This is a genomic window from Salinimonas sediminis, from assembly GCF_003429285.1.
Taxonomy (GTDB): domain Bacteria; phylum Pseudomonadota; class Gammaproteobacteria; order Enterobacterales; family Alteromonadaceae; genus Alteromonas; species Alteromonas indica.
Genome location: NZ_CP031769.1, coordinates 2,709,027 through 2,733,895 on the forward strand (window position 1 = coordinate 2,709,027; position 24,869 = coordinate 2,733,895).

18 protein-coding genes are annotated in these 24,869 nt (G+C 50.0%); 6 read left to right on the forward strand and 12 right to left on the reverse strand.

The features are described from left to right. Position 1: 1 nt before the first annotated feature. The 10 genes from D0Y50_RS12025 to D0Y50_RS19900 all read right to left on the reverse strand — a co-directional run bounded on the left by D0Y50_RS12025 (position 2) and on the right by D0Y50_RS19900 (position 13,444). On the reverse strand, positions 2-994 hold the full coding sequence (locus tag D0Y50_RS12025) for an ABC transporter permease (protein ID WP_108568233.1): 993 nt from the start codon (positions 992-994) through the stop codon (positions 2-4). Positions 995-1,024: 30 nt separating this feature from the next. Next, positions 1,025-2,419, reverse strand: coding sequence for a CmpA/NrtA family ABC transporter substrate-binding protein (locus D0Y50_RS12030; RefSeq protein ID WP_108568234.1), 1,395 nt, complete (start codon positions 2,417-2,419; stop codon positions 1,025-1,027). A 386-nt stretch (positions 2,420-2,805) separates the two neighbouring features. Then, positions 2,806-3,732 (reverse strand): uroporphyrinogen-III C-methyltransferase, encoded by a 927-nt coding sequence (gene cobA / locus D0Y50_RS12040; protein WP_108568236.1) that lies wholly within the window; start codon positions 3,730-3,732, stop codon positions 2,806-2,808. Beyond that, positions 3,729-6,758 (reverse strand): nitrate reductase, encoded by a 3,030-nt coding sequence (locus D0Y50_RS12045; protein WP_232366251.1) that lies wholly within the window; start codon positions 6,756-6,758, stop codon positions 3,729-3,731. Before D0Y50_RS12045 ends, cobA begins: the two co-directional genes overlap by 4 nt. Before the next feature lie 43 nt (positions 6,759-6,801). Then, complete coding sequence (gene nirD / locus D0Y50_RS12050) at positions 6,802-7,155, reverse strand: nitrite reductase small subunit NirD (protein WP_108568237.1); 354 nt, start codon at positions 7,153-7,155, stop codon at positions 6,802-6,804. A gap of 11 nt (positions 7,156-7,166) precedes the next feature. After that, positions 7,167-9,710 carry a nitrite reductase large subunit NirB gene (gene nirB, locus D0Y50_RS12055; protein WP_117317166.1) on the reverse strand — a complete coding sequence of 848 codons (2,544 nt, stop codon included), beginning with the start codon at positions 9,708-9,710 and terminating at the stop codon, positions 7,167-7,169. A gap of 355 nt (positions 9,711-10,065) precedes the next feature. Then, positions 10,066-10,515 (reverse strand): cyanase, encoded by a 450-nt coding sequence (gene cynS, locus D0Y50_RS12060; protein WP_108568239.1) that lies wholly within the window; start codon positions 10,513-10,515, stop codon positions 10,066-10,068. 32 nt (positions 10,516-10,547) lie between these two features. After that, positions 10,548-12,266, reverse strand: a complete 1,719-nt coding sequence (locus D0Y50_RS12065; protein WP_117317168.1) for a bifunctional protein-serine/threonine kinase/phosphatase — start codon at positions 12,264-12,266, stop codon at positions 10,548-10,550. A gap of 48 nt (positions 12,267-12,314) precedes the next feature. After that, the gene (locus tag D0Y50_RS12070; RefSeq protein WP_117317170.1) at positions 12,315-13,178 is read right to left on the reverse strand and encodes a formate/nitrite transporter family protein; all 864 of its coding nucleotides are present in this window, start codon (positions 13,176-13,178) and stop codon (positions 12,315-12,317) included. Between the two features lie 143 nt (positions 13,179-13,321). Further along, complete coding sequence (locus D0Y50_RS19900; RefSeq protein ID WP_269748298.1) at positions 13,322-13,444, reverse strand: hypothetical protein; 123 nt, start codon at positions 13,442-13,444, stop codon at positions 13,322-13,324. A gap of 150 nt (positions 13,445-13,594) precedes the next feature. Between D0Y50_RS19900 and D0Y50_RS12075 the strand changes: the two genes are divergently transcribed. Then, the gene (locus D0Y50_RS12075; RefSeq protein ID WP_176582455.1) at positions 13,595-14,908 is read left to right on the forward strand and encodes a nitrate regulatory protein; all 1,314 of its coding nucleotides are present in this window, start codon (positions 13,595-13,597) and stop codon (positions 14,906-14,908) included. A gap of 133 nt (positions 14,909-15,041) precedes the next feature. Here D0Y50_RS12075 and D0Y50_RS12080 read toward each other — a convergent pair whose 3' ends face one another. Beyond that, positions 15,042-15,779, reverse strand: a complete 738-nt coding sequence (locus tag D0Y50_RS12080) for an SDR family oxidoreductase (RefSeq protein ID WP_117317173.1) — start codon at positions 15,777-15,779, stop codon at positions 15,042-15,044. Positions 15,780-16,568: 789 nt separating this feature from the next. On the opposite strand from D0Y50_RS12080, the gene D0Y50_RS12085 reads away from it, so the two are divergent. Continuing rightward, positions 16,569-18,125 (forward strand): catalase, encoded by a 1,557-nt coding sequence (locus D0Y50_RS12085; RefSeq protein WP_232366520.1) that lies wholly within the window; start codon positions 16,569-16,571, stop codon positions 18,123-18,125. Between the two features lie 60 nt (positions 18,126-18,185). Next, positions 18,186-18,773: an ankyrin repeat domain-containing protein gene (locus D0Y50_RS12090; RefSeq protein ID WP_117317175.1), complete on the forward strand. Its 588-nt coding sequence runs from the start codon at positions 18,186-18,188 to the stop codon at positions 18,771-18,773. Between the two features lie 351 nt (positions 18,774-19,124). On the opposite strand, the gene D0Y50_RS12095 is transcribed toward D0Y50_RS12090, so the two are convergent. Continuing rightward, positions 19,125-21,713, reverse strand: coding sequence for an excinuclease ABC subunit UvrA (locus tag D0Y50_RS12095; protein ID WP_117317177.1), 2,589 nt, complete (start codon positions 21,711-21,713; stop codon positions 19,125-19,127). Between the two features lie 420 nt (positions 21,714-22,133). Between D0Y50_RS12095 and D0Y50_RS12100 the strand changes: the two genes are divergently transcribed. The 3 genes from D0Y50_RS12100 to D0Y50_RS12110 all read left to right on the forward strand — a co-directional run bounded on the left by D0Y50_RS12100 (position 22,134) and on the right by D0Y50_RS12110 (position 24,775). Further along, positions 22,134-23,600 carry a DUF3360 family protein gene (locus D0Y50_RS12100; protein WP_117317179.1) on the forward strand — a complete coding sequence of 489 codons (1,467 nt, stop codon included), beginning with the start codon at positions 22,134-22,136 and terminating at the stop codon, positions 23,598-23,600. Between the two features lie 198 nt (positions 23,601-23,798). Continuing rightward, complete coding sequence (locus D0Y50_RS12105) at positions 23,799-24,230, forward strand: hypothetical protein (protein ID WP_108568247.1); 432 nt, start codon at positions 23,799-23,801, stop codon at positions 24,228-24,230. Further along, positions 24,203-24,775 carry a hypothetical protein gene (locus D0Y50_RS12110; RefSeq protein WP_117317181.1) on the forward strand — a complete coding sequence of 191 codons (573 nt, stop codon included), beginning with the start codon at positions 24,203-24,205 and terminating at the stop codon, positions 24,773-24,775. Before D0Y50_RS12105 ends, D0Y50_RS12110 begins: the two co-directional genes overlap by 28 nt. Positions 24,776-24,869: the final 94 nt, after the last annotated feature.

Below are 24,869 nucleotides of genomic sequence, written 5' to 3' on the forward strand. Positions count from 1 at the left end.
ATTAGCGCAATACGCTGTTCTTATCCCAACTTACCAGCCGCTGTAAGCTAAGCATCAACCGGTCCAGTACAAAACCAATTGCGCCAATGGTAAGTACAGCCACCATAATTCTCGCCAGCGAGGCTGAACTACCGTTTTGAAACTCATCCCATACAAACTTTCCTAACCCCGGATTCTGAGCCAGCATTTCAGCGGCTATCAGTACCATCCAGCCTATTCCAAGGGATAATCTGAGGCCGGTAAAAATCATCGGGATGGAGGCTGGCAGCACGATTTTGCGCAGATGGGTGAGTGGTTTTAAACGCAGTACCCTGCTGACATTGAGTAAGTCCTTATCGATATTGGAAACACCCACTGCGGTATTGATTAAAGTGGGCCATAAGCAGCACAAAGATACCGTCACCGCCGAGGTTACAAACGATTTGGAGAACATTGGATCATCAGAGACATACACCGCACTGACCACCATGGTCACCAAAGGTAGCCAGGCCAACGGAGAAATAGGTTTAAATAGTTGAATAAGCGGATTTATAGCTGTGTACGAAGAACGGCTCAGGCCACACAAAATACCAATTGGAACGGCTACCAGTGAAGCCACCAAAAATCCCACCATTACGGTATACAGGCTGGTCCATATTTGATCAAAAAAGGTCGGGGCGCCGGTAAAGGGTCGTATTTTTGCCGGATAGGTAGGATCTTGCGCTACCCGTTCAGCGTTACGTTGTTCCTGGCGGGCATAAAATGCCTCGGCTTTGGTGCGCTGTTGGTTATGCTCATCCACCAGCGCGCCAGCTTGCTCCCATACCTGAGCCGGGCCGGGGAACTGGCCAAGAGACGTATCAATGTTTTTGGCGACGCCGTTCCATACTGCCAAAAAAAGCACCAGGCCAATCACCGGCAGCAGCAACAAGGGCACTCGCTGAGTTAGTTTCTCTATCCACGGATTGGAAGGGGTTTGGCTAATTGATAAAACCGGGGTTGCTGATTTACTCATAAATATCTCCTTTTACAGGTTGCCAGCCGCCTACAGTACGGTTTCGCCTTTCAAGCCAATTGCAAAGCGTTGCAGATAGGCATTGGGTTCGCTGCCGTCATACGTTACACCGTCGATAAACTCATTTTGCGCAGGTTTAATACCGGTTTCGGTGGCAAAATCAGGGAATGCACTTGCCTCGGCTTTACCCTCAGCAATTAAAGACTTAGCTGCTTTAGCATACACATCTGGGCGATAGACTTTTTTGGCAGTTTCCAGATACCAGCTATCGGTTTGGGGCTGCGCTATCTGGCCCCACCGGCGCATTTGGGTCAGGTACCAGATAGCATCGCTGTAATAGGGATAGGTAGCGTGATAGCGAAAGAACACATTGAAATCAGGCACCGCGCGTTTATCGCCTTTTTCATATTCGAAGGTGCCTGTCATACTGTTGGCCAGCACTTTTTCATCGGCCCCGACATAATTACTTTTTGCCAGAATCTTAACGGCTTCCGGGCGATTAGCGTTGTTGTTAGCATCCAGCCACATGGCGGCGCGAATCATTGCTTTCACTACGCGTATATGGGTGTTGGGGTATTGCTTTGCCCACTCGCTATTCACCCCAAAGACTTTTTCCGGGTTATTTTTCCAAATTTCATAGTCGGTGATCACCGGCACACCGATTTCCTTAAATACCGCTTGCTGATTCCACGGTTCACCTACGCAGTAGCCGTAAATAGTGCCTGCTTCCATAGTGGCCGGCATTTGTGGTGGAGGGGTAACAGACAACAATGCCTGCGCGTCAATCTGGCCTGACGTATCGCCTTTGTGCGGGGCATAAAAGCCTGGATGAATGCCGCCCGCGGCAAGCCAGTAGCGCAGTTCGTAATTGTGGGTAGATACCGGGAATACCATGCCCATTTTAAACGGCTTGCCGGCTTGGCGATAATCTTCCACCACCGGTTTCAGGTAATCCGCCTTAATGGGATGCACCGGTTTACCATTTTGCTGGGGAATATGCGGGCGCATGGCATCCCATATTTCGTTGGAAACAGTAATACCGTTACCGTTTAAATCCATACTAAAAGCCGTAACGATATGGGCTTTGGTCCCATAGCCGATGGTGGCCCCCAAAGGTTGACCCGCTAACATATGGGCGCCATCAAGTTGGCCGTCAATGACCCTATCCAACAAAACTTTCCAGTTTGCCTGTGCTTCCAGCGTTACGTATAACCCCTCGTCTTCAAAAAAGCCCTTCTCATAGGCAATGGCCAAAGGTGCCATATCAGTCAGCTTGATAAACCCAAATTTAAGTTCTTCTTTTTCAGGCCAGCCTAACTCAGGTTCTGCCCATGCGGTGCCGGTACAGGCGGCATGTAACAGCAGCGCGCTGGCTGCCGCTTTTAAGGTGTGTTTCAGGGTTAACAATGACGTAGATGGTTTCATGTGTATTCCTTTTAGCCACAAAAAAAGCCCACCCAGCCAGTCTGACTACAGCAGACTGGCTGGATGGGCTTCGTTGCCCCGTTACCACTAAACATAGTGGTAACAGATATAATATTAGCGTCAGCAATACATTGCTGGCGGTTAAAAATGCGTGGTTATCGGTATCAGTAACCGGTGTTATCTAGTATTTTTTTCTCAGCACTTATTTTCTATAAAGGTTTTGCAGTATTAATGCCATGTAGCTTTTTCTTTATTTATCATTAATTTAGAAATTTTAGCTAGTCTAGCCACTGCGGTGGTGATGCAAAATTGTGCAACTACTGCACTATTATTGAACTACCACGTATTGAACTACCGCATATCGAACTATCCTGAATTTACCTACTTTATAGCGACAGGGTGGCCAGCGGTTGAGCCGCCTCTAGCAGTGCAGGGGTGACGTGCTGGCGGTAGTTCACTACCTCGCCAAACATTAATAAGGCGGGGCCCTTAAGCGTTCGCGCGGCAACCAAGTCAGCGATAGTCGCCAGCGTGCCGATAATAACCTGCTGGTTATGGCAACATGCGTTTTCGATAACGGCTACCGGTAAGCCCGTTGCTACGCCCTGCGCCTGAAGTTGCTGGGTTATTATTGGCAGGCGCTTTAATCCCATATACATTACGACAGTTTCGCTGGCCAGATTATTAGCCATCGCGCGGTAGTCGGGCGATGCATCAGGGTCCTGTAAATGCGCTGTCATTAACCTCACCGACTGGGCGCAACGGCGATCAGTTAATGGTATGCCGGTATAGGCAGATGCGCCGGAGGCCGCGGTAATACCCGGTACAATCGCAAAAGGAATATTTGCGCGATACAATGCGGTGGTTTCTTCACACGTTCTGGCAAACACCGCAGGATCCCCGCCTTTTAGCCGGACTATGGTTTTGCCTGCAGAGGCTAACGCCACCAAACGCTGGCAAATCTCGTTTTGGGTAGCACTATGCCGACCACACCGCTTGCCGACAAACTCTTGTTTTACATGACGAGGAATAAGCGCCAATACAGACTTATCTACCAACCAGTCGAATAGCACTACATCAGCGCTTTGTAATAGTCGTACTGCTTTTACCGTCAGTAATTCAGCATCACCCGGCCCAGCCCCCACAATATATACCTTCCCTGGCGTACCTGAACTGGCAGACGGCCGGCTCAATAAACCACCTAAACGAGATGAAGCTGTAGAAGATGAACGCCCACCTGGCGATAGCGCCGCTGGTAAGCGAGCGAACAATCTGGCATACCAAGGCATACCTAAAGGGGATAAAAAACTCATGCGGATTCTCCTGCAAGTATAGGGTTTACGGTGGGGGTGGTAGATGCTTCTGAATGTCTGCTATGTCGGTTGACCAGCCGGGCTAATTCGCCTTTACATGATCCGCAATTCGTTCCGCACTGCAATGTGCTGCCCAACGCCGTTACCGAATTACAGCCTTGTTCTATAGCGGTAACAATACGCTGCTGGCGCACTTTGAAACAGCTACAAACCAATGGACCTTGCAAAAATTCAGCATCAGCAATACCGTTCAACAAATTGTTTATCCGTCCGGTATTGGTCACGGTGCAATCGTCATAAATCGCATCCAGCCACTCCAGCGGTATAGGTGCATAGCTTTGCGCTGTTTGCGCACTAAGCCACACCACGCCAACTAACTGGTTATCCTGTAACCACAGCATACTGCAAGATGATTCGGTAAAACGGCTAATATAGGTTGCGGTAGGTGGCACCAACGGCATAACGGACTGGGCTAATTCATGCATATTTTTGTGGCACGCCACGCGTGCACTTTGCACATACTGACCTGGCTGTTTAGCCCAGTATTCGACCTGTTTAGTGACTTTATCAAACACAATCGGGTCGCTAAAAACGATTTGGCCATGAACAGGATAACGGGTTTTAACCAATGACACCGCACCATGCTTGGTTTCAGGCTGGCCAGAAATAGGGTCGGTTGCACTGCTATATAACGCCCCCAACGTAATATGCGAACCCCAGGTTGCAGACCAGTGAATAGGGGCAAAACATTCGCCCCGGCGCTGCCCCGACTGCGCAGCAACAGGTAAAATAACCGGATTGCCGGTATTTCCTGCGCTTTGCAAAGTAACCAACTCACCTTCACTTACACCGCTATCAAGCATATCCTGCGGATGCATAGCCAGCGTGGCCATCGCTGCATGATTTAATAACGCGCTGGCTTTACCGGTGCGGGTCATGGTGTGCCATTGATCGCGGCTGCGGCCCGAGTTCAATATGTAGGGATACCGGTCACAGGTTTGCTGGGTAGGCAAACGCGCGGTGATAGCAACAAACCGGGCTTTACCATCGGCGGTAGCAAACTGCCGATTGCCGAACAGACGTGGCGAGCCGGCAGCGTCCCCCTGCCCTAATGGCCACTGAATAGGTGCAAGGCGATCGTACTGGGCACGGTTAAGGCTACTAAGCCCGGCTAAGTTAAACAGGCGCTGACCATTATTTTTGTAGGCAGACAAACCCGCGTGTTCCGCGAATATTTCGCTTACGTGGTTATAGTCGAAACGGTCGCCATAACCCAGTTTAGCTGCCACGTTACAAAGTGCTTGCCAGTCATGGCGGGCTTCACCGGGGGGCGGCATAATGCCGCGCTGACGAGAGATACGGCGTTCAGAATTAGTCACTGTACCGTTTTTCTCCGACCAGCCGGTGGCAGGCAGCGCTATATCTGCATAAGCCAGGGTATCGTTACTGCTTACCATATCCGATACCACGACCATCTCGCACTGCTGTAATGCTTTTTCTACCTGGCGTCGATCAGGCATACTCACTACAGGGTTAGTAGCCATAATCCAAACAAATTTTATTTTTCCTGCGGCCATCTGGCTAAACATATCCACCGCTTTTAAGCCTGGCTTGGTACAAAGCGTCGGGGATTGCCAGTAGGTTTGCACTGCCTCACGGTGCGCCGGATTTTCTATATCCATATGGGCGGCCAGCATATTGGCTAATCCACCTACTTCACGGCCGCCCATAGCGTTGGGTTGACCGGTAATCGAAAACGGGCCGCTGCCAGGGGCGCCAATTTTGCCGCTGGCAAGGTGGCAATTAATAATAGCGTTTGCTTTATCTACGCCACTGTTTGACTGGTTAATTCCCATCGAAAAAAATGTTATGGCAGATTGGCTTTTCCCAAACAACCGGTAAAACTGATTTACCTGCGCCAGACTAAGGTTACAAACTTTCGCGACGCTATCCGGGTTCCAGTCCCTGGCACTTGCAAGAGCCTCATTGAATCCATTGGTGTGTTCGCTAATAAAGCGTTCATCAAGTAAGTCATTGGTGAATAAATAGTGTAGTAACCCATTAAATAAATAGGCATCGGTGCCAGGTTTTAACGGCAAGTGGAGGGTAGCCAGGTCGGCAGTTTCCGTTGCCCGCGGGTCAATAACTACTACCTTCATGGCCGGGTTTTTTAAGCGCGCCCGCGACATTCGCTGGAACAGAACCGGATGCGCCCATGCCGCATTACTACCGGTGAGAATTAACAAGTCGGTACATTCGATGTCTTCATAACAACAGGGAACCAAATCTTCTCCGAATGCGCGTTTGTAGGCTGCTACTGCGGAAGACATACATAATCGGGAATTTGTATCGATGTTGGCACTGCCAAGGAAACCTTTGATTAATTTGTTCGCGATATAATAATCTTCGGTAAGCAACTGGCCTGACACGTAGAACGCCACGGCATCCGGCCCATGCTGGCTGATGACCTGGTTAATTTTGTCGGCTATTTTACCGGTTGCCTGATCCCACGTTGTGGCCCTGCCTCCTACATGAGGCTGTAGCAAACGGCCGTGTAAACTATTAGTCTCTAACAGGTGCGTGCCTTTTATGCACAAGCGACCGTAATTGGCTGGGTGTTCTGGTGTGCCGGTTACCTTTACTGGAGTGCGGTTTAGTGCTTCACCCTGGCAGCTAACATCTACCCCACAACCCACTCCGCAATATGGACAGGTGGTTTGTACCAGCGTGGTTTGGCTGGAGGGCATATCGCTAGCTGCGGCACATTGGCTATCTTGCTTTAGGCTATTGTTGCGCTCAGGGCTGTCTTTGAGCTCAGGGCTGTCTTTGCGCTCAGGGCTGTCTTTGAGCTCAGGGCTGTCTTTGCGCTCAGGGCTTTTTTTGCGCTCAGGGCTGTCTTTGAGCTCAGGGCTGTCCTTAAGCTCAGGGGCGGTAAGCTTAAGGCTCTCATCACTTTCCAGACGGCGACGTTCAGCGGCTTTAGCGGTTGCTGGTGCTGGCGTAGTCTCGGTTAAAAGCTCCGTCATCTTGCCTCCTTCACGCATAGTTATGCAAAATAAATTAGCCGTATTAAAGCGCGATGCGCACTTTGCCGGCTTTAAGCTCTACCTCAAACGTCGGTAACGATAAGGCGTCGTTTTCCAGACACTGGCCACTTGCCAGGCAGTAGTGCTCTTTATATAGAGGCGAAGCAACGACTGGTTGCCCATTTACCGAGCCCATAATACCGCGGTAAATAACATTCGCTTTGCCCACCGGATCGTAATTGCTAAGTGCATAAAGTTGACGATGGCCTTGCCAGTCCAGGGTAAAAATGGCTACTTGTTGCTGGCCGAGTAATGCACATACACCACTGTTGCTGATTAAGTCCTGTTCATCACAAATGTCGTACCAAATCGGAAGTTGTTGCGCTTTTGCCTGCATGAAGATTCTCCTTAAACCAATTCAACGGGGATACGTGCATGTTCGGGGGTCTTTTCCAGCTCAGTAGCCGGACGTATTTGCCCTCTTTCATCGACAAACTGGATATTGGTATCTTCCTGTTTGCTGTTAACAAACTGGCGGAAGCGTTTTTTCGCCTCAGGCGAGGCCAGGGTGGTTTTCCATTCGCACTGATAGGCATCAATGACCTGCTGCATCTGGGCTTCAAGTTCGCTGTTGATACCCAACACATCATCTATAACCACGCTTTGCAGGTAAGCCAGCCCTCCTTCAAGGTTATCCATCCACACCGACGTGCGTTGTAACCGGTCTGCCGTTTTAACGTAAAACATTAAAATTCTATCGATGTACTGCACCAACGTAGGGGTGCTTAAATCGGTGGCAAATAAATCGCCGTGGCGGGGTTTCATACCGCCGTTGCCACATACGTATAAATTCCATCCATTCTCGGTAGCAATAATGCCGATATCTTTGCTTTGCGCTTCAGCGCACTCACGGGTGCAACCAGATACCGCAAACTTTATTTTGTGGGGCGCCCGTAAACCTTTGTAGCGATGTTCTAAAGCAATGGCCTGACCTACAGAGTCTTGCACGCCGTAGCGGCACCAGGTACTACCTACACAAGATTTTACTGTGCGTAGCGCTTTTGCATAGGCATGCCCGGTTTCAAAACCTGCTGAAACCAGGGTCTGCCAGATGTCAGGAAGTTGTTCTACCCGCGCACCGAATAAATCAATACGCTGACCACCGGTGATTTTGGTGTACAGATTGTATTTTTGCGCTACCTCGCCAATAACGATAAGGCCGGCGGGGGTAATCTCGCCGCCCGGAATACGCGGAACAATAGAATACGTGCCATCTTTTTGCATATTGCCAAGGTAGGTGTCGTTAGTATCCTGTAAGGGAACATTACTGGGGTTTAACACGTAATCGTTCCACACTGAGGCAAGAATGGAGCCCACCGCAGGCTTGCAAATATCACAACCCATGCCACTTCCATGTCGTTCAATAAGTGCATCGAAGGAACGAATCTGTTCAATTTTTACCAGGTGAAATAATTCTTGCCGGGTATGGTTAAAGTGCTCACAAAGCGCTTTGGACACAGCCACTCCACGCTTTTCAAATTCACTGTCGACGACATTTTTAAGCAGTGCGGTACACCCCCCGCATCCAGAACTTGCTTTCGTACAGGCTTTTATCTCGCCAAGGCTGGCACAGCCTCCTTCAATAGCTTCAACAATATCGCTTTTAGCCACATTATGGCATGAACAAATGGTGGCAGTGGCCGGCAAGGCGTCGGCCCCCAAAGCAGGTTTCTCGCCACTGGCCGGCAGAATCAGCGTTTCCGGAGTCTGCGGTAATGCCATATCATTCAGGCAATACTGTAATAAGGTGTCGTAGTCGCTGGTATCCCCTACCAATACTGCCCCCAGCACCTTGCTGTGGTTTGCATCGACAATCAGCTTTTTATACACGCCCTGGGGTTGATTATGATAGGTATAACATTGCGCACCTGGCGTTCTGGCGTGGGCATCGCCAATTGAGCCAACCTCGACTCCCATTAACTTTAGCTTGGTGCTCATATCCGCGCCGGCAAAGTCCAGTTCTTCACCAGCGATGCTGGCCACAGCCGCCCGCGCCATGGTGTAACCGGGGGCCACCAACCCGTAGATACGGTTCTCCCACAGGGCACATTCTCCAATCGCATAAATAGCAGGATCATCCGTTTGGCATTTATTATTGATTACAATACCGCCACGTTCGCCTATGCCAAGCCCCGCTTCACGCCCTAATTGATCGCTGGGCCGGATGCCAGCAGAAAACAGAATCATATCGGTTTCTAAAAAGCTGCCATCTGCGAAGACCATGCGGTAGCGACACTCTTGCCCCTGCTCAATAACCTGAGTGGATTTTTGGGTATGCACCGTCACGCCAAGCGCTTCAATTTTTTCCCGTAACAAAGTGCCGGCGCCCTCGTCCAGTTGCACTGCCATTAACTGTGCAGCGAATTCAACCACATGGGTTTTCAGTCCTGCTTGTTTCAGAGCGTTGGCCGCTTCAAGCCCTAATAAGCCGCCCCCCACTACCACGCCAACCTTGCTTTGCGCAGCGCTCTCTTCAATAGCCTGTAAATCTTCTATCGTGCGGTATACCAGACAATGGGGCTGATCGCTGCCAGGGATAGGCGGTACAAACGGGTAAGATCCAGTCGCCAGAACTAAAACATCGTAGTGATAAGACTGTTGCTGTGTAGTCACCAATTTCTGGGTGCGGTCAATGCCTTCGACTTTGGCATTTAATACATAATTGATACCCCACTGCTGATACGTTGCTTCATCCGTCAATGCCAGGTCCTCGGCGCGGCTGCCGGTGAACCATGAAGATAAATGCACCCGGTCGTAGGCCAATCGAGGTTCGCCGCTTAGCACGGTGATATGCGCCGGCTGACCACTGTTAATCAGGCTCTCTACAAAGTGGTGCCCCACCATGCCATTACCTACTACCACTACCCGGATGACTGAATTGTCTGCTGTCATGATTCACTCCTTTTTAGGCATAAAAAAACCCATGATCACCGGCGAAGGTGAGCATGGGCTTCGTTGCCCTGACTGACCGGCTATAACCGGCAGTCAGCTATGTAATGTAGAATATAACGTTTAGTCTCGCCGGTTACCCACAAGCAGCATGGCTGGGTAAATGCGGCAACAACTAACGCGATATAACGGGATTTGTTATTACTGTATCAAGTTTGGTGCCAACACTACGCTTACTAAAAATCAGTAACTTAGCCAGCATTTCACCGGGCCCATTTGTTTTTGGCGCACTGTTTTGGTGTCATTGCGCCAACCCTGTGCAATAGGTGTTATGTCTTCCCTTAGCGTACCGACTCAACTAATAAGTTTTGTAAGGGAGGAATTTTCCCGACATTACCACTTTGACCCGGTCACCTTTAGGGTCGGCTTCGCGATTAAGATCCATCGAAAAATCTATGGCACTCATAATTCCGTCGCCAAATTCTTCGTGAATCAGTTCTTTCAATGTGGTGCCATACACACTAATGAGCTCATACCAGCGATAAATCAGCGGATCGGTTGGCACGGCCGTAGGTAGCGAACCTTTATAGGGAGCTATTTGTAACCAGGCGATCGCTTCATCCTCCAGTTCAAACAACGCCCCCACCGCTTCAGCCTGTTGTTTGTTCATGGCCATCTGTCCAAGGCAAGCTGCGGTACTCCACTCTTTTGACTGGCCTACCACCTCGGCTACCTGCGTCCATTTAATCGCCTTGGCGACTTTTTTACTTATAATCAGGTTTGTTACCTGGCTTCTATCAGTGATCATAACTCACTCCTTTGGAGGTTAAGGTTTATAGGTCATGCATTGCTTGTGTTGAGCAATACAATGACCAAACACAACAACAGCGCGCTAACGCCCTGCCAAAAGCGCACTGGATGGCGCTGAATAAGGGGCGCCCGCTGGGCCTGTAAGTAGGCCGGATTAGGATGACGCAGGTCGTATAAGAATGCCGAGAGTACCGGGTAACGTTTAGCCGGGTTCGGATGCAGAGCTTTTTTTAAGGTATCATCTAACCAACCGGGGATATGACGCTGGGCATCTAACACACTGCGGTAGCGCAACTTATGCTGGGCGGCCACGGTGGTAGCTCGCGGTACAGCAGCACCATAAGGATAGCGCTGACTTAACAGGTAGTAGGTGAGCACTGCAAGCGAATACATGTCAGACTGCACACTGCCGGGCTCACCCAAAAAGCATTCTGGCGCGCAATACATCAAGGCGCCGGTAAGCTGCACGTCAGGTTGATAAAATTCGTTGAGGCCGGCAATACTGGCGCTACCAAGGTCAATTAAACACACCGCCCCCTGCGCGTTTAGCATAATATTTTCAGGGCGCAAATCCTGGTGAATAACGTCAGCCCGGTGTAAAGCCCGCAATCCCAGAGCGATCTGTTCGACCCAGCTGCGGATGGTTTCAAGATCCGGTTGGGGGTTGTCTCGTAACCACTGTGCCAGGGTCTGGCCTGGGACGTGATCAAGTACCGTGTATAGTGCAGTACGATTGTTTGCGCTGGCCGGTGCGCCTATGACATGAATACTGCTGATGCGCCGGGCCACCCACTCTTCAGTCAACAACCGGTCCAGGTGCTCGCGCTGTTCGGCCAATTCCTGGCTGGGCGCTTTAATAACGTATTGCGGGCCGTGGGGCGCTTCACTTTGATGTTTAGCAAGATAAATATGACTGCGGGCACTACTATACAGCACCCGAGTTATCAGGTAGTCATCTAACATATCGCCAGGGCTTAGTACCGGAGGAACCGGTAAATTTACCTCATCAGCGTTAAACCATTGAACCGGTTCCGGCAGCGCATCAATTCTGAGCAGTTGCACCGTAAGGTTATCGTCACTGCCATTATCAAAAGCCTGTTGCACCATGTGTTTGGCACAATCGGTAAGCTGCTGGCCGTGCTCAGCCAAGCACTGAGTCATCTGCTGTGCGGGTAAATATTCATATACTCCATCAGTTGCCAGTATAAAAATATCCCCTTCGGCTAAAGCTACTTCGCTGGTATCGACTACAAGCTGTTCGTGCATACCAAGAGCGTTACTGAGATAGAAACGCTGATCATGCCACTGGCGGTGGTCGCGGGTAAGTTGCTCTAACTGATGCTCCCGCCAGCGATAAATTCGGCTATCTCCAACGTGAAACAGATACCCCTGTCGATGCTTGGCAATTAATGCACTGAATGTGCACACATAACCGTGATCCTGGTTTTCCCAATGTTCACTGTTTCGCGTGGTGTTTAACAAGCTGCGGTTAATGGTTTGGATAACTTGCTCGCCAGCGTGCGCAACTGACCAGCTATCGCTGGTACAAAAATAGTCGTGCAAGAACTGGGTGATAGCGGCCTGACTGGCTTGGTCGCTTACCGGGCTACTGCCGATACCGTCAGCCAGGGCCACCGCTGCACCCTTGAACTGTAGCGGGGACCCTAATGGAACCCGGGCACCATGACTGTCCTGGTTAAGCGTTTTTTCACCTGCGCTGGAATGTTGGCCTAAAGCAACCTTCAACATAAAATAGTGTCCGGCACCCGCTCCAAAACAGAGAGTGCCATTCGCAGGCTATACGGTTGCGGGTTTAGTGTCAGCACTGGTGCGCACTGGCGTGCTTTGCGCTGCCAGTTTACGTTTGGGCGCCGTACGATAGTGGGTGCTATAAAGGGTCAATCCGGTAAAGGCAAGCCCGCCTACCAGGTTCCCCAGCGCGGTGGGTATTTCATTCCACACTAGATAGTCCATTACCGAGAATTCCCCCCCCATAATCAGCCCGAACGGGAATAGGAACATATTTACTACAGAGTGTTCAAAACCCATAAAAAAGAACAGCATAATTGGCATCCACATGGCAAATATTTTGCCACTGACATGGGTAGATATCATTGCGCCTACTACACCCATCGACACCATCCAGTTACATAACATGCCGCGGATAAAAATAGTTAGCCAGCCTTCAGTACCATATTGAGCATAACCCAGGGTACGAGCTTCGCCGATACTGGCCACTTTGGTAGCAATAGCGCCACCGTCGGTGTTAAAACCATAGGTAAAAACAAATGACATCATAAATGCCACTGTTAACGCGCCCGCAAAATTGCCGCAAAACACCAGCCCCCAGTTCCTTAGTATCTGCGGCCAGGTGACCCCCGGCCGTTTTGCCAGCCACGCCAGCGGGGTAAGCACAAACACCCCGGTTAGCAGATCAAAGCCCATAAGATAGAGCATGCAAAACCCCACCGGGAATAACACCGCGCCAAGTAAAAATATGCCCGTTTGAACGGCAATAGTAATCGCAAATACCGCAGCTAACGCCAAAATGGCCCCGGCCATGTATCCACGGATAAGCGTATCGCGGGTAGACATATAAATTTTGGATTCGCCCGCATCGACCATTTTGGTCACAAATTCGTTCGGTAATAAGTAAGCCATGGTGTTCACCTAAGGTTAAGGGTTAAGTTGACATCTACAAGCCGGCCCATTGGTAACAATTAATTGCGGGCACAAAAAAGCGCCCACACTTTTTCAGCGTTGCTGAAAAAGTTATGGACGCCATTATCCAAATATCGACATTGTCACGGCACATAGGCCAGTTGCTTACCGATACTTATTACAAAAATAGGGCCAATATCTTTTAGCCATTTATTTTCAATAACTTGCAGCTTATCCGTTGAAACCAACGCGCCCTCACCCGCCATGAATGCACTTTAACTGTGCAGCCTACGCACTTAAAATGGGCTTTCTTTCTTATCTTCTACTAGCAATCGGCGGTGAGGAAGGCGCGGGCGCAGGGGCGCTAGGGTGTTCCGTGTTGTGGAATGGCCTTTGCTTAGGTAAGGGTATTCTTGATGTTTAGCGTTATGGCCGGTCCAATGCCCCACTATACTGATACCACAAAGCGTTTTTTACTGGCTGCCAAGTACGCCGAGATAGCCGCGTTAGAGCAACTTGCAGCGAACTGTCGCCTGGTTATAAGTATGACCAGTCTTATCCACCAGCTGCAACGCGAGCGCGGCGCCAGCAATGTTTATTTAGCCTCCCAGGGGCAACGCTTTTCAAATCAGCTGCAGGCGCAGCATGCGCAAAGCATACAGGCTGAGGATACGCTTAAAAGCCAGCTCAACGCGATGTACCTGAATGATGCAGAACAAGCAGGCAATATGCGGTTGCTCGGCAGTATCGCGGTGGCACTACAGGGTATGGATAACGTCAGCTTTTTACGTGACCAGATAAAGGCTACCAAGATTAGCGCACTGGCTTCCACACAGGCATATTGTCGGCTGATCAACAGTTTGCTGGCCGTGATTTTCGAAGCAGCCGATGTGGCTGGAGACCCGGTTATCACCCGCCGTTTGGTGGCACTATTTAATTTTATCCAGGGTAAGGAGTTTGCAGGTCAGGAGCGAGCCTGGGGGGCCATTGGCTTTGCCGAAACGCATTTCAATACCTCGCTATGTGAGCGTCTTGAACATTTACAGCAGCAACAGCAACACCATGTTGATATCTTCCTGGAATTTTGTGATGAGCATGCCCGTAGCTTGTGGCAAGCCACCCAGCAAAGTGATGCCACCCAGCAGCAGGCTAAACTACGAGCGATGATTAAACAATTAGCCGATGGCAGCCCTATTGATGGCCAATTAAGTGAGATCTGGTATGACGTGGCAAGTAGTCGCATCGACGGGATGCAAAACGTAGAGGAATGGCTAACAAACGAATTGATCACCCTCACAGCAGAGCGTCTTCAGCAAGCAATCAAAAGCCTCAAAAATCACAAAAAACTTCTGCAAACATTAACCGAACAGGCCTCGGCAGCTGACCGCCCACTCACCGTATTATTTGACCCCACTGTACCGGGACTGCAAGGTAGTGAGGGCCACCGGGAAACCACATCACCTAACAATGGGCTATCGGCGCACCGCTCATTTTATGATTTGCTGTGTGAACAGTCAGAACATATTCGCCAAATGTCGAGCGAACTCGATGCCGCCCGCCAAGCGATTAACGAGCAAAAAACCATAGACCGCGCAAAATTGCTGCTCATGCAGCAGTGGCAATTAACAGAAAGCCAGGCTTACCGGCGCTTGCAAAAGCACGCTATGGAACAAAACCTACGGATTGCTGATATCGCCGGCCGCGTAGTCAACAGCACCCCGGCGCGCTAGCCTGGCGCGGGGCATCGACGCCTTCCCCCTTCAGGCCTCATGGGTAGGTAGATGGAAATATGGCGACCATGCCCAACCGAATAAATACGAGCACGCCCAAGCGCCTCGCTTTATACATTTAGCCGAACGGCTATTACACAGCACCGCCATTTGCTCTAAGTACCTGACCGTTCACCCATTCGCCGTCCGGCCCTAACAAAAAGGCGACGACGGCGGCAATATCCTGAGGGGTACCCAGGCGCTCTTTCGGGCTCATATTTGCCAGCTTATTAATGAGTTCATCAGACTTACCGGATAAAAACAGGTCGGTTTCTGTGGGGCCGGGGGCCACCGCATTAACATTGATATTTTTTCCCCGCATTTCTTTGGCCATGATAGCTGTGGCGGTTTCAACCGCCGCCTTAGTAGCGGCATACACGCTATAGTTTTCCAGCTTTAACCCCACCACTGACGTGGATAAATTTACAATGCGCCCATTCTCACGCAGCCGCTTTGCAGCTTCACGCATGGTGTATAAAGTCCCTTTTAAATTAATATCAATATGCTGGCTTATATGGCTATCCGTTACCTCGCTTAGAGGGGCTAACTCAAGTACACCGGCATTATTTACCAGCGCATCAACGCCGCCAAAGTGTTCTACGGTGGTATCAAATAGTGCTGTCACTGCTGTAGCATCACTAATATCTGCCTGATACGCCATGGCCTGGCCGCCCTTTTCGGTAATCTCCTGCACTACTGCCTGGGCAGCCTCTGCGCTACTGGCATAATTTACCACCACCGCAAACCCTTCCTGACTGAGTCTTTTGGCTATCTGCGCACCGATGCCCCGAGAGGCGCCAGTGACAATGGCAACTTTATTTGGGTTACTCATGGCTGTCTCCTGTTAACGTGCATTGCGTCGCGTGATTTGCCTAAGATATACGAAGCAAGCATGGTTGATGGTTGATTAATTCCCCACCCTAACCTGTTTCTTCGGCTTACCTGGGACGCTTTACGATAAACGGCACAGAATAACGGTTGCGTGGTGGCAGCAGCCATGGCTTACGGGGAGCATTTTAGATGCATGCTGGTTTGGCCTGCGTGTCTGGCTCGCGTGACCGGCCAGCCGCTAAATTCGTAAAGCCCTGTTAGGTCCTGTCATAAGGTTACATTGCCCCGCAGGTATGCGTAAAACCAGGATAAAGCCAAGTTAAAGCCAATCGGCCGTGCCGTTTATTTAGCTAACTTTAGCCAGCGTTGATATAGCCATTGCTATTAGCGCACGGCTGTTTGTGTTTGCCCAAATTATGACGTTGCAGTAGTTGACCCGCAACAAACAAGGGCCGACCTGAAAGGCTAGCCCAATGATATTTCCAGTCCGATACCCATCTAATACTAAAAACAGATTAGTCTAATTATGTTTTATCGATTTTAATAATTGATGTTATCTAGGATACTCTTTCGCTCAACAAGCCAGCAGTGTTTTTAAGAATACCTAGTTCTGTTAATTAAGGTACTTAAGTCACTGTTTATACGAAATGTAATCGCAGCATAACTATAAAGTTTATTGGCGTTCCCAGGGGTTAAGAGCTTAAAAGTTTGTAAATAATGTTGCCATCTAAAGGAATTCAGCATGAAGACCGCGTTTTCAAAAGTATTATTAGCCTGTGTGACTGCGGGTATGTTAAGCCTATCAGTACAAGCAGATACCCTGACCCGTCAGAACGGTGCACCGGTAGGTGATAACCAGAACTCACAAACGGCGGGGCCGTGGGGACCTGTGTTATTACAGGACTCTCATTTAATTGAAAAATTAGCCTCATTTGACCGTGAACGGATCCCTGAGCGTGTGGTTCACGCCCGTGGCACCGGGGTGTACGGTTACTACGAAAACTATGAAGATCTCTCTGATGAAACCATGGCCGCACCATTTCAGAAAGAAGGTAAAAAGACGGATGTTTTTGTTCGTTTTTCAGCGGTAATTCATGGTCACCAATCACCCGAGACTTTACGTGATCCTCGCGGCTTTGCGGTTAAGTTTTATACCGAGCAGGGTAACTGGGATTTGGTAGGCAATAACTTCCCGGTATTCTTTATTCGGGACGCCATAAAGTTCCCTGATATGGTGCATGCGTTTAAACCTTCGCCGGTAACCAATGTTCAGATGGGTTCGCGTATTTTCGACTTTTTCTCACACGTGCCAGAAGGCACCCACGCTTTAACAATGCTGTTTTCTGATTACGGTACGCCTGCAAGCTACCTGAACATGAACGGCTCGGGTGTACATGCGTTTAAATTTGTCGATGAAAGTGGCGATTATAAGTACGTCAAGTTCACCTGGAAGGCAAACCAGCCAGTGAAGAACTTCACTGCTGAACAAGCTATGAAAGTACAAGGTGAAGATTTTCAACCACATACCAGCGATATTTATACCCGTATCGGTGAAAAAGGCGAAACCGCTTCATGGGATTTGTACCTGCAGGAAATGGAACCTGAACAACTGGACGACTATGACTTTAACCCGTTAGACACTACTAAAATCTGGCCGGAGTCGTTAGTACCGGCGCGCAAGATTGGCCGATTGGTATTGAACCGGGTACCGGATAACTTCTTTGAAGAAACTGAACAGGCGGCATTTGCACCAAGCAACCTGATTCCGGGTATCGAGCCGTCTGAAGATCGTATGCTACAAGGTCGTTTGTTCTCGTATGCTGATACTCAACGTTATCGTTTAGGCGTAAACGCCTACCGCATTCCGGTTAATTCACCGAAAAATGCAACTATTGATAACCACGAACAACACGGCCAGTTGCGCACTACGCACTCTACCCGTGACGTAAATTATCAGCCAAGCCGTCGGGTAGACCTGAATGAAGATCCAGCCTACCGTTATTCTAGTAAGCCGTTGGCCGGTATGACTCAACAAATTCCTTTTTATAAGGAACAAAACTTCAAGCAGGCCGGAGATTTCTATCGCAGCCTTAGCAAAGAAGGCCGTCAACACCTGATAGAAAATATGGGTGGTACCTTGGCCGGTACGCCAGAAGAAGAAATTCGGGTAATTATCAGTGCGTATATGTATAACGCCGATAAGGAATACGGTACTGGTGTAGCCAAGCGCGCGAACGCGTCGTTGTCTAAAGTTAAAGCAAAAGCCAAAGAGCTGATGGACACCCAAACTGAGCGTGCTAAACATGCCAAACAGGTTGCCGAAAGCCTGGCGGCCATGCATAAGTAACCCTGCCCATCCTGCACCCCCGGGTGCAGGATTTTACTTTGTTTAACCGGGAGTATTTAAATGCAACATACTTTTACACGTTGGTTTTTAACCGCCATTTTCATACTGTGCTCATTTACTGCTATTGCCAGCCAGGCTCAAAATGCAGAGGCCTTGAAAGCGCGCTATTTCGACGCCGCCCGGGCCGGCAATATTGAACTGCTAAGCGCTTTCTATGAAGCTGGGGTAAACGCTAATGTAGCGGATGAGAAAGGCTATACGGCGTTAATTCTGGCGGCTTACCATGGACATCAGAAGGCCGTGACTTATCTTATTGACACTGCGCACGCGGATACTTGTCAGGAAGACAATAAAGGTAATACTGCACTAATGGGCGCTATTTTCAAAGGCCATCTGACTGTGGCTAAACAATTAATGTTTGCAGACTGCAATGTTGATGCACAAAATCAGCAGGGCCAGACAGCCCTGATGTTTGCCAGCTTGTTTGACCGCCAGGAATTGGTACAGGAACTGATTGCCAGTGGAGCAAACCCGCAACATACAGATTTATCGGGTAACACAGTGGCTGATATCGCGTTATCACAAGGTAATTATGCTTTGGCCCAGGCGCTAACTAACAGCAAAAAACAGCCCAGCACCGCTAAATAGGTCCGGGCTACCCAGGGGGTTTCCAGGTTTCCGTTAAGCTGAGCGCCCCAGTATATGGCCCCAGTGAAGAAGGCAACCTTATACAGATTACCACTGCCACCGCTAGTTCAGCGTGGTTAGCTTTTGGCCTTATAAGCGCAAACGGACCATTTTACGGCCCTCCCTGCCCCGCCAGCATCTGCCGCTAGCTAAACCGTTTGCTTAGGAACCACTAGCCAGCACAGCCAATGGCCTTACCGCTATGGTCCGATAATATCAAATAGCTTCGCGCAAACTCACGCTGCTCGCCGACATTCTCTGCGCAAGCGAGGTTTCTCCGCCAGGCAAGTCCATTTTGCGTAGCGACCGCCATCAGCTATTGGCTGTTATCGCGCGCATATAAGGCGCCGTTTTACTCTGTGTCGATAACGCGACGTGGGCAGGAGTGCCACTGGCCACAATAAGACCGCCATTTTCCCCCGCCCCGGGGCCTACGTCTATCACCCAATCACTGTTTAGCGCCACCTGCATATCATGCTCAACCATTATGACCGTATTACCAGCATCCACTAATGTGTTTAACTGTGCCATCAGCCGTTCAACATCAGCAGGATGTAAACCGGTGGTGGGTTCGTCTAGAATATATAAGGTATCGCCACGCTGGGTTCGTTGCAGTTCTGTCGCGAGCTTTATGCGCTGGGCTTCCCCGCCGGATAACTCGGTAGCCGGTTGGCCTAGGCGTAAATACCCCAACCCTACCTGAAGCAACGCATCTAACGCCCGGCGCACGGGTAATTCGGTGGCAAAAAACTCACTGGCAGCCTCTACCGTTAACGCCAGTATTTCGGCAATGTTTTTATTGTTGTAGGTAATTTTTAAGGTGTCTTCGTTGTAGCGCTGACCATGGCATACCGGACACGGTGAAAACACGCTGGGTAAAAATAGCAGCTCCACGGTAACAAACCCTACACCATCACAGTTTTTACAGCGTCCTTTAGCAACATTAAAGGAAAAGCGTCCCGCATCATAGCCGTTTGCCTGGGCCTGGCTGGTAGCAGCAAAGAGTTTGCGTACATGATCAAACAGCCCGGTGTACGTTGCCAGGTTCGATCGTGGTGTCCGGCCTATGGGTTTCTGGTCTACTGTAATCAACCGAGACAGTTGTGCTAAGCCTTGGGTAATCTCGCCTGTTGTAGGACTATCTGGTGTTTGCTCAAGCAAATTTACCTCAGTATCGGCCGCCGGATTGGCCTTAGCGCCGAGCTCTTGCTGTACCAGCTCGACCAAAGCCTGGCTAACCAGACTCGATTTGCCCGATCCAGATACGCCGGTAACAGTGGTCATCACACCCAAAGGGAAATCGGCCGTCAGGCCCTGGATATTATTGCGTACAACATTTTGCAGGCTCAGCCACCCGGCCGGTGAACGAAAAGACGTTTTATACCCACCACTGTCCCGGTATAAATGTTGAGCGGTATGCGACGCCGTCACCTTCTGTAAACCCGGCGCCGGCCCGCTATATACCACCTGTCCACCGTGGGATCCGGCATCGGGCCCTATGTCCACAATCCAGTCTGCATGACGCAGAACACTGACATCATGTTCCACTACGAATAGCGAATTGCCTGCCGCGATAAGTTCATCTAGCGCCCCCAATAAAGCTTGGGTGTCAGCTGGATGTAAGCCGGCTGACGGCTCATCCAGCACATACACCACACCGAATAACTGAGAACGCAACTGTTTGGCCAAGCGTAGCCGTTGTAATTCCCCCGGCGATAACGTGGGGGTAGCCCGCTCTAAGGAGAGGTAACCTAAACCAAGCCTGATAAGTGTGTTAACTCGCGCCAGCACATCAGCGGCTATACGTTGGGTAACAATGGCTTTTTCGCGCGACAGGGCGCTGGTTTCGATATCTCCATGGGCGGCATCGTGGAGTTTCTCAGCAAGCTCAGTGAAACTGAGTTGCGAGAACTCGCCGATATCCATTCCGCCGAAGGTAACGGCTAATGCAGCTTGTTTAAGCTTCTTACCCTGACACGCGTGACACTGGGATATCTGCATGTACTCGGCAACCCGGTTTTTAGTACGCTGGCTTTGCGTATTGGCAAATGTATCCAGCACAAAGCGCCGGGCGCTGACAAATGTTCCATTATAGCTGGCTTCTTCGCCCCGTTCCTTTGCCGCCTTAGTTTGGGCCAGGGTGTAGTCGCGGTATACCGGTACAGTGGGCGCTTCGTCGGTGTATAATATCCAGTCACGGGCCTGGGGTGACAGCGCCTCCCATGGTTTATCCACGTCATAGCCCAGCGCCAACAGAATTCTGACCAGATTGCGCCCTTGCCAGGCACCGGGCCAGGCTGCGATAGCGCCCTGTCTAATCGTTTTGCTGCTATCTGGAACCAATAATGCTTCGGTCACCTCAAATACCCGGCCCATCCCATGACATTGTGCGCACGCTCCTTCAGGCGTATTCGGGGAAAAGGCATCTGCGTATAGTATGCTCTGCCCGGGCGGGTAATCACCTGCCCTTGAATACAGCATGCGTAGCGCGTTGGATATTGTGGTTACGCTGCCCACCGAGGATCGCGCCGAAGGGGTGCCACGCTGCTGATGCAGCGCTACAGCCGGCGGCAGGCCACTGATACTGTCAACATCGGGCTCTTCAACCTGATCTATCAAGCGACGGGCATAGGGCGAAACCGAATCAAGATAGCGATGTTGCGATTCAGCGAACAAGGTACCAAATGCCAGTGATGACTTACCTGAGCCAGATACACCGGTAAACACCACCAGTGCATTGCGGGGTAAATCTACATCGATATTTTTTAAATTATGAACCCGGGCGCCACGCACTTTAATGCAATTGTCAGACGCATGTGGCAACGCCTGCTTATCAGCTGGCGAGGGGGAAAGAGACGATGTTGACTTTGTTGCAGAGGCGTTGCCGGTCGATGCAGCCATAATACTATGCGTCCTGTGGTGTAGTGGAAAAACGAAAAAAAGATGATAACGCCCCGGTTGGCACGTAATTAAAGGTAACTGGTTAGCCTGCCTATGCCGGTTTTTGCCACAGCGACATAACGCACCTGCCGGATTGCCGGAATATAAACAGAATAAGCAGAGCTATTTGTGTATCAGATAGACTACGCAAAAATTCGGTTACCGGTTTGTCTCTCCTGCTTTACAACTTACCTGAGTGAAAGAGTTGATAAGAAAGGCGCAGCATATTGTTTAATAATTTGTTATTTAAAATCGTGCAAAATACCGGCTATAAGCGCTTTTTTGCTTATTAATTAGACTAAAGTATACGCCTATGGTCGCATTGTTAACGCGGTGTAACCTCCCTAGACTGACACCTCTTTCTTCAACACGAGGTGCGTTGTGTCTCAAAAGATACCAAACGACTATTCGTCTTTATCAAAACCGCGCTCTGAATTTGCCAGCAGAGCTGACTATCTTGACCATGAACTGCAAATAATGGCGCCTCGCCGCTGGCGTCCCAACCTACCGATGCGCGATTACCGCTTTGAGTGGGAAGATTTGGTACCCGGCATGGCGGCAACTATCGGTAAAATTGTGATGGTGGCCGCGGTGGTTGGCGCATTTGCTGCCCCGTTGGGATTATCTTCCGAATTTGTAATTGAAAACGTTCGGTTTGAGCTACTCATTGCGGCGGTTTTGTTTGTTATTCTTATTTCGGGGTTTTTAAACCCCTCAGCTAACTTAGCTGGCACGCACGGCCCATTGTTACCATTAGTACCGCTTATTGTAGCCTCTGGAGGCCACCCAATGGCGCTCGGCCTGCTTATCGGTGTGCTGGGGTTTATTTTGGGTATTACCAAAGGCGGAAGTATTCTGGCAAAACTCACCAGTAATGGCGTTTGTGGCGGGCTGCTACTATACCTTGGCTTTATCGGTATCACCGGGCAGGTGCAAAAATTATTTACCTGGGCCGAAGGCTTTAATATGGGCTACTTAGCCTTTGTGGTACTGATTGCCACTATCGTTATGTACGCCTGGCTGGAACATATTCAAAAGCGCTGGCTGGCGATACCCTTAGGTGCTGGAATGGCGGCTGTTATTGCTTTAGCATTGGGTGCGCCCTTTGAATTTACTACCTCCCCGGGTGTACCGAATATGAACCCGGCTTACTGGTGGGGCGAAAATACCGGTTGGCAGCTGGGACTGCCGGACTGGTCGCATTTTGTAGCAGTACTTCCTTTTGCTGTGCTAGCCGTCGCTATGTGGTCGCCCGACTTTTTAGGCCATCAGGTATTTCAGAAATTAAGCTACCCTAAAAATACCAAGCGGGTGATTATGAATATTGACGATACCATGATGGCCGCATCTACCCGCCAGGCCGTGGGTAGCTTGTTGGGTGGCGGTAATATCTCTTCTTCATGGGGAACCTATATTATCCCCGCCTCAATTGCCCGCCGCCCCATTCCTGCGGGCGCTATTGTAACCGGTGTACTATGTATTGTGGCCGCTTTCTGGGGCTACCCGATGGACCTGGCGGTATGGCCTCCGGTACTCTCTGTAGCACTGATAGTTGGCGTATTTTTGCCGCTTATGGAAGCCGGCATGCAAATGACCCGTGAAGGTAAAACTACCCAGTCTGCCGCCATGGTGGTGATCTCGTCGGTACTGGTTAATCCGGTATTCGGTTGGTCATTTGCTATGTTATTGGACAACTTGGGTATTATTGGCTGTAAAGACCGCGCCCGTAACCTAGGAAAGTCCGGGCGTTGGATTATCCCCGGTATTGCTTTTGCTGTGCTATGTACAGTAATGGCTATCATCGGCATGTTTCCGGGCGTGCCGGCAATCGTGGATACCTTTAATTAGGTCGACACCAGACCATAATTAATCCCCAACCTTAATGCGCCTGTTTGCGCGTGTTCAGCCCCGCTAATATGACTTATTAACGGGGCCTTTTTATTGTTGCTGTTCTGGGATAGGGTAACCGGTACGGCTGTTTTTTCGACAGGATTTGAATACAGCTTTACACCCATTCACCGGTTGCCGTTAAAGGACTAAAGCAAGATGACCGCTCAGCATTGCGAAGCTATTTATTATCAAGCGCAATGGCGGGAAATGAACACCTGCCCTCTTGATAGCTATTTTTTACTCACCCAACATACCGGCTTCGAGCAAGCTGGTACCGCTTTAACGCGGGGCTATATAGCTGAATGGGAAATTATTGATGACCGCTTGTACTTATGTTCAGTTACTACCGATCCTCCCGCTTCACCTAACCTGATAGAGACGCTATTTCCCGGTTGTTCTAAGCGGGTATTTGCCCATTGGTATTCCGGTGTGCTGGTTTTACCTGAAGGCGCTACGTTACCTTATCTGCATGTAGGCTTTGCTGGTCAGCGCGAAAAACAACGGTTGCTATACCTGAAAAAAGGCGTGGTCACCGGATCGATTATTAAGGAAAGCCCGCCATGCTTATTGCGTTTTATGGATATTTAACCATTGCGGCCGTAATTATATGGCTTACCGTATGGCCCACCAGCTCATCTGCCAGGTGGCCCGCGCCGCTGCCCCCTGAGCCCCCGGTTTCGTTAGCCTCCAGTCGGGGGCGCGCAACACGGCTATCAGACTGGAGCTGGGGCCTGCTAATCGCATTACTTTGGCCTATCGCTTTAATAGCGCTAGCGCTTTACTACCTGGTGCTATTGTGGCAGCTTAAAAGATGGGGGCCAGCCTACACGGTCAGTGCAGAGCAAACGAGCGTTAGCTATCATCAGGGAACGCACCTGACCATTGATGAAATTGAACCGCGTCATTACTTTTTTGACCCATTAGACAGTATTCCGCCGCAGCCCTTTGGATTGTTGTACCCCAAGTGGCAGATATTTAAAGCAAAATATTCCGCTACTCCCTTGGTACCTTATTCACAAATTACCCGGGCCCCGACGTATCTACAAATTATCAAAGGCTACGCGGTTATCAACCAAGCTAATCAGATGGTAGATTGCTTCATGTACGAGGTGGAGGAGCGGCCAGTGGTATAGCGTATTTTGTTATATATGCCCAACTGCCACAGGCCTTCACAAGGTTATTATTGGCCTTTAAAAACGTCGTCTTTGATAATGCGCAAGACCTACT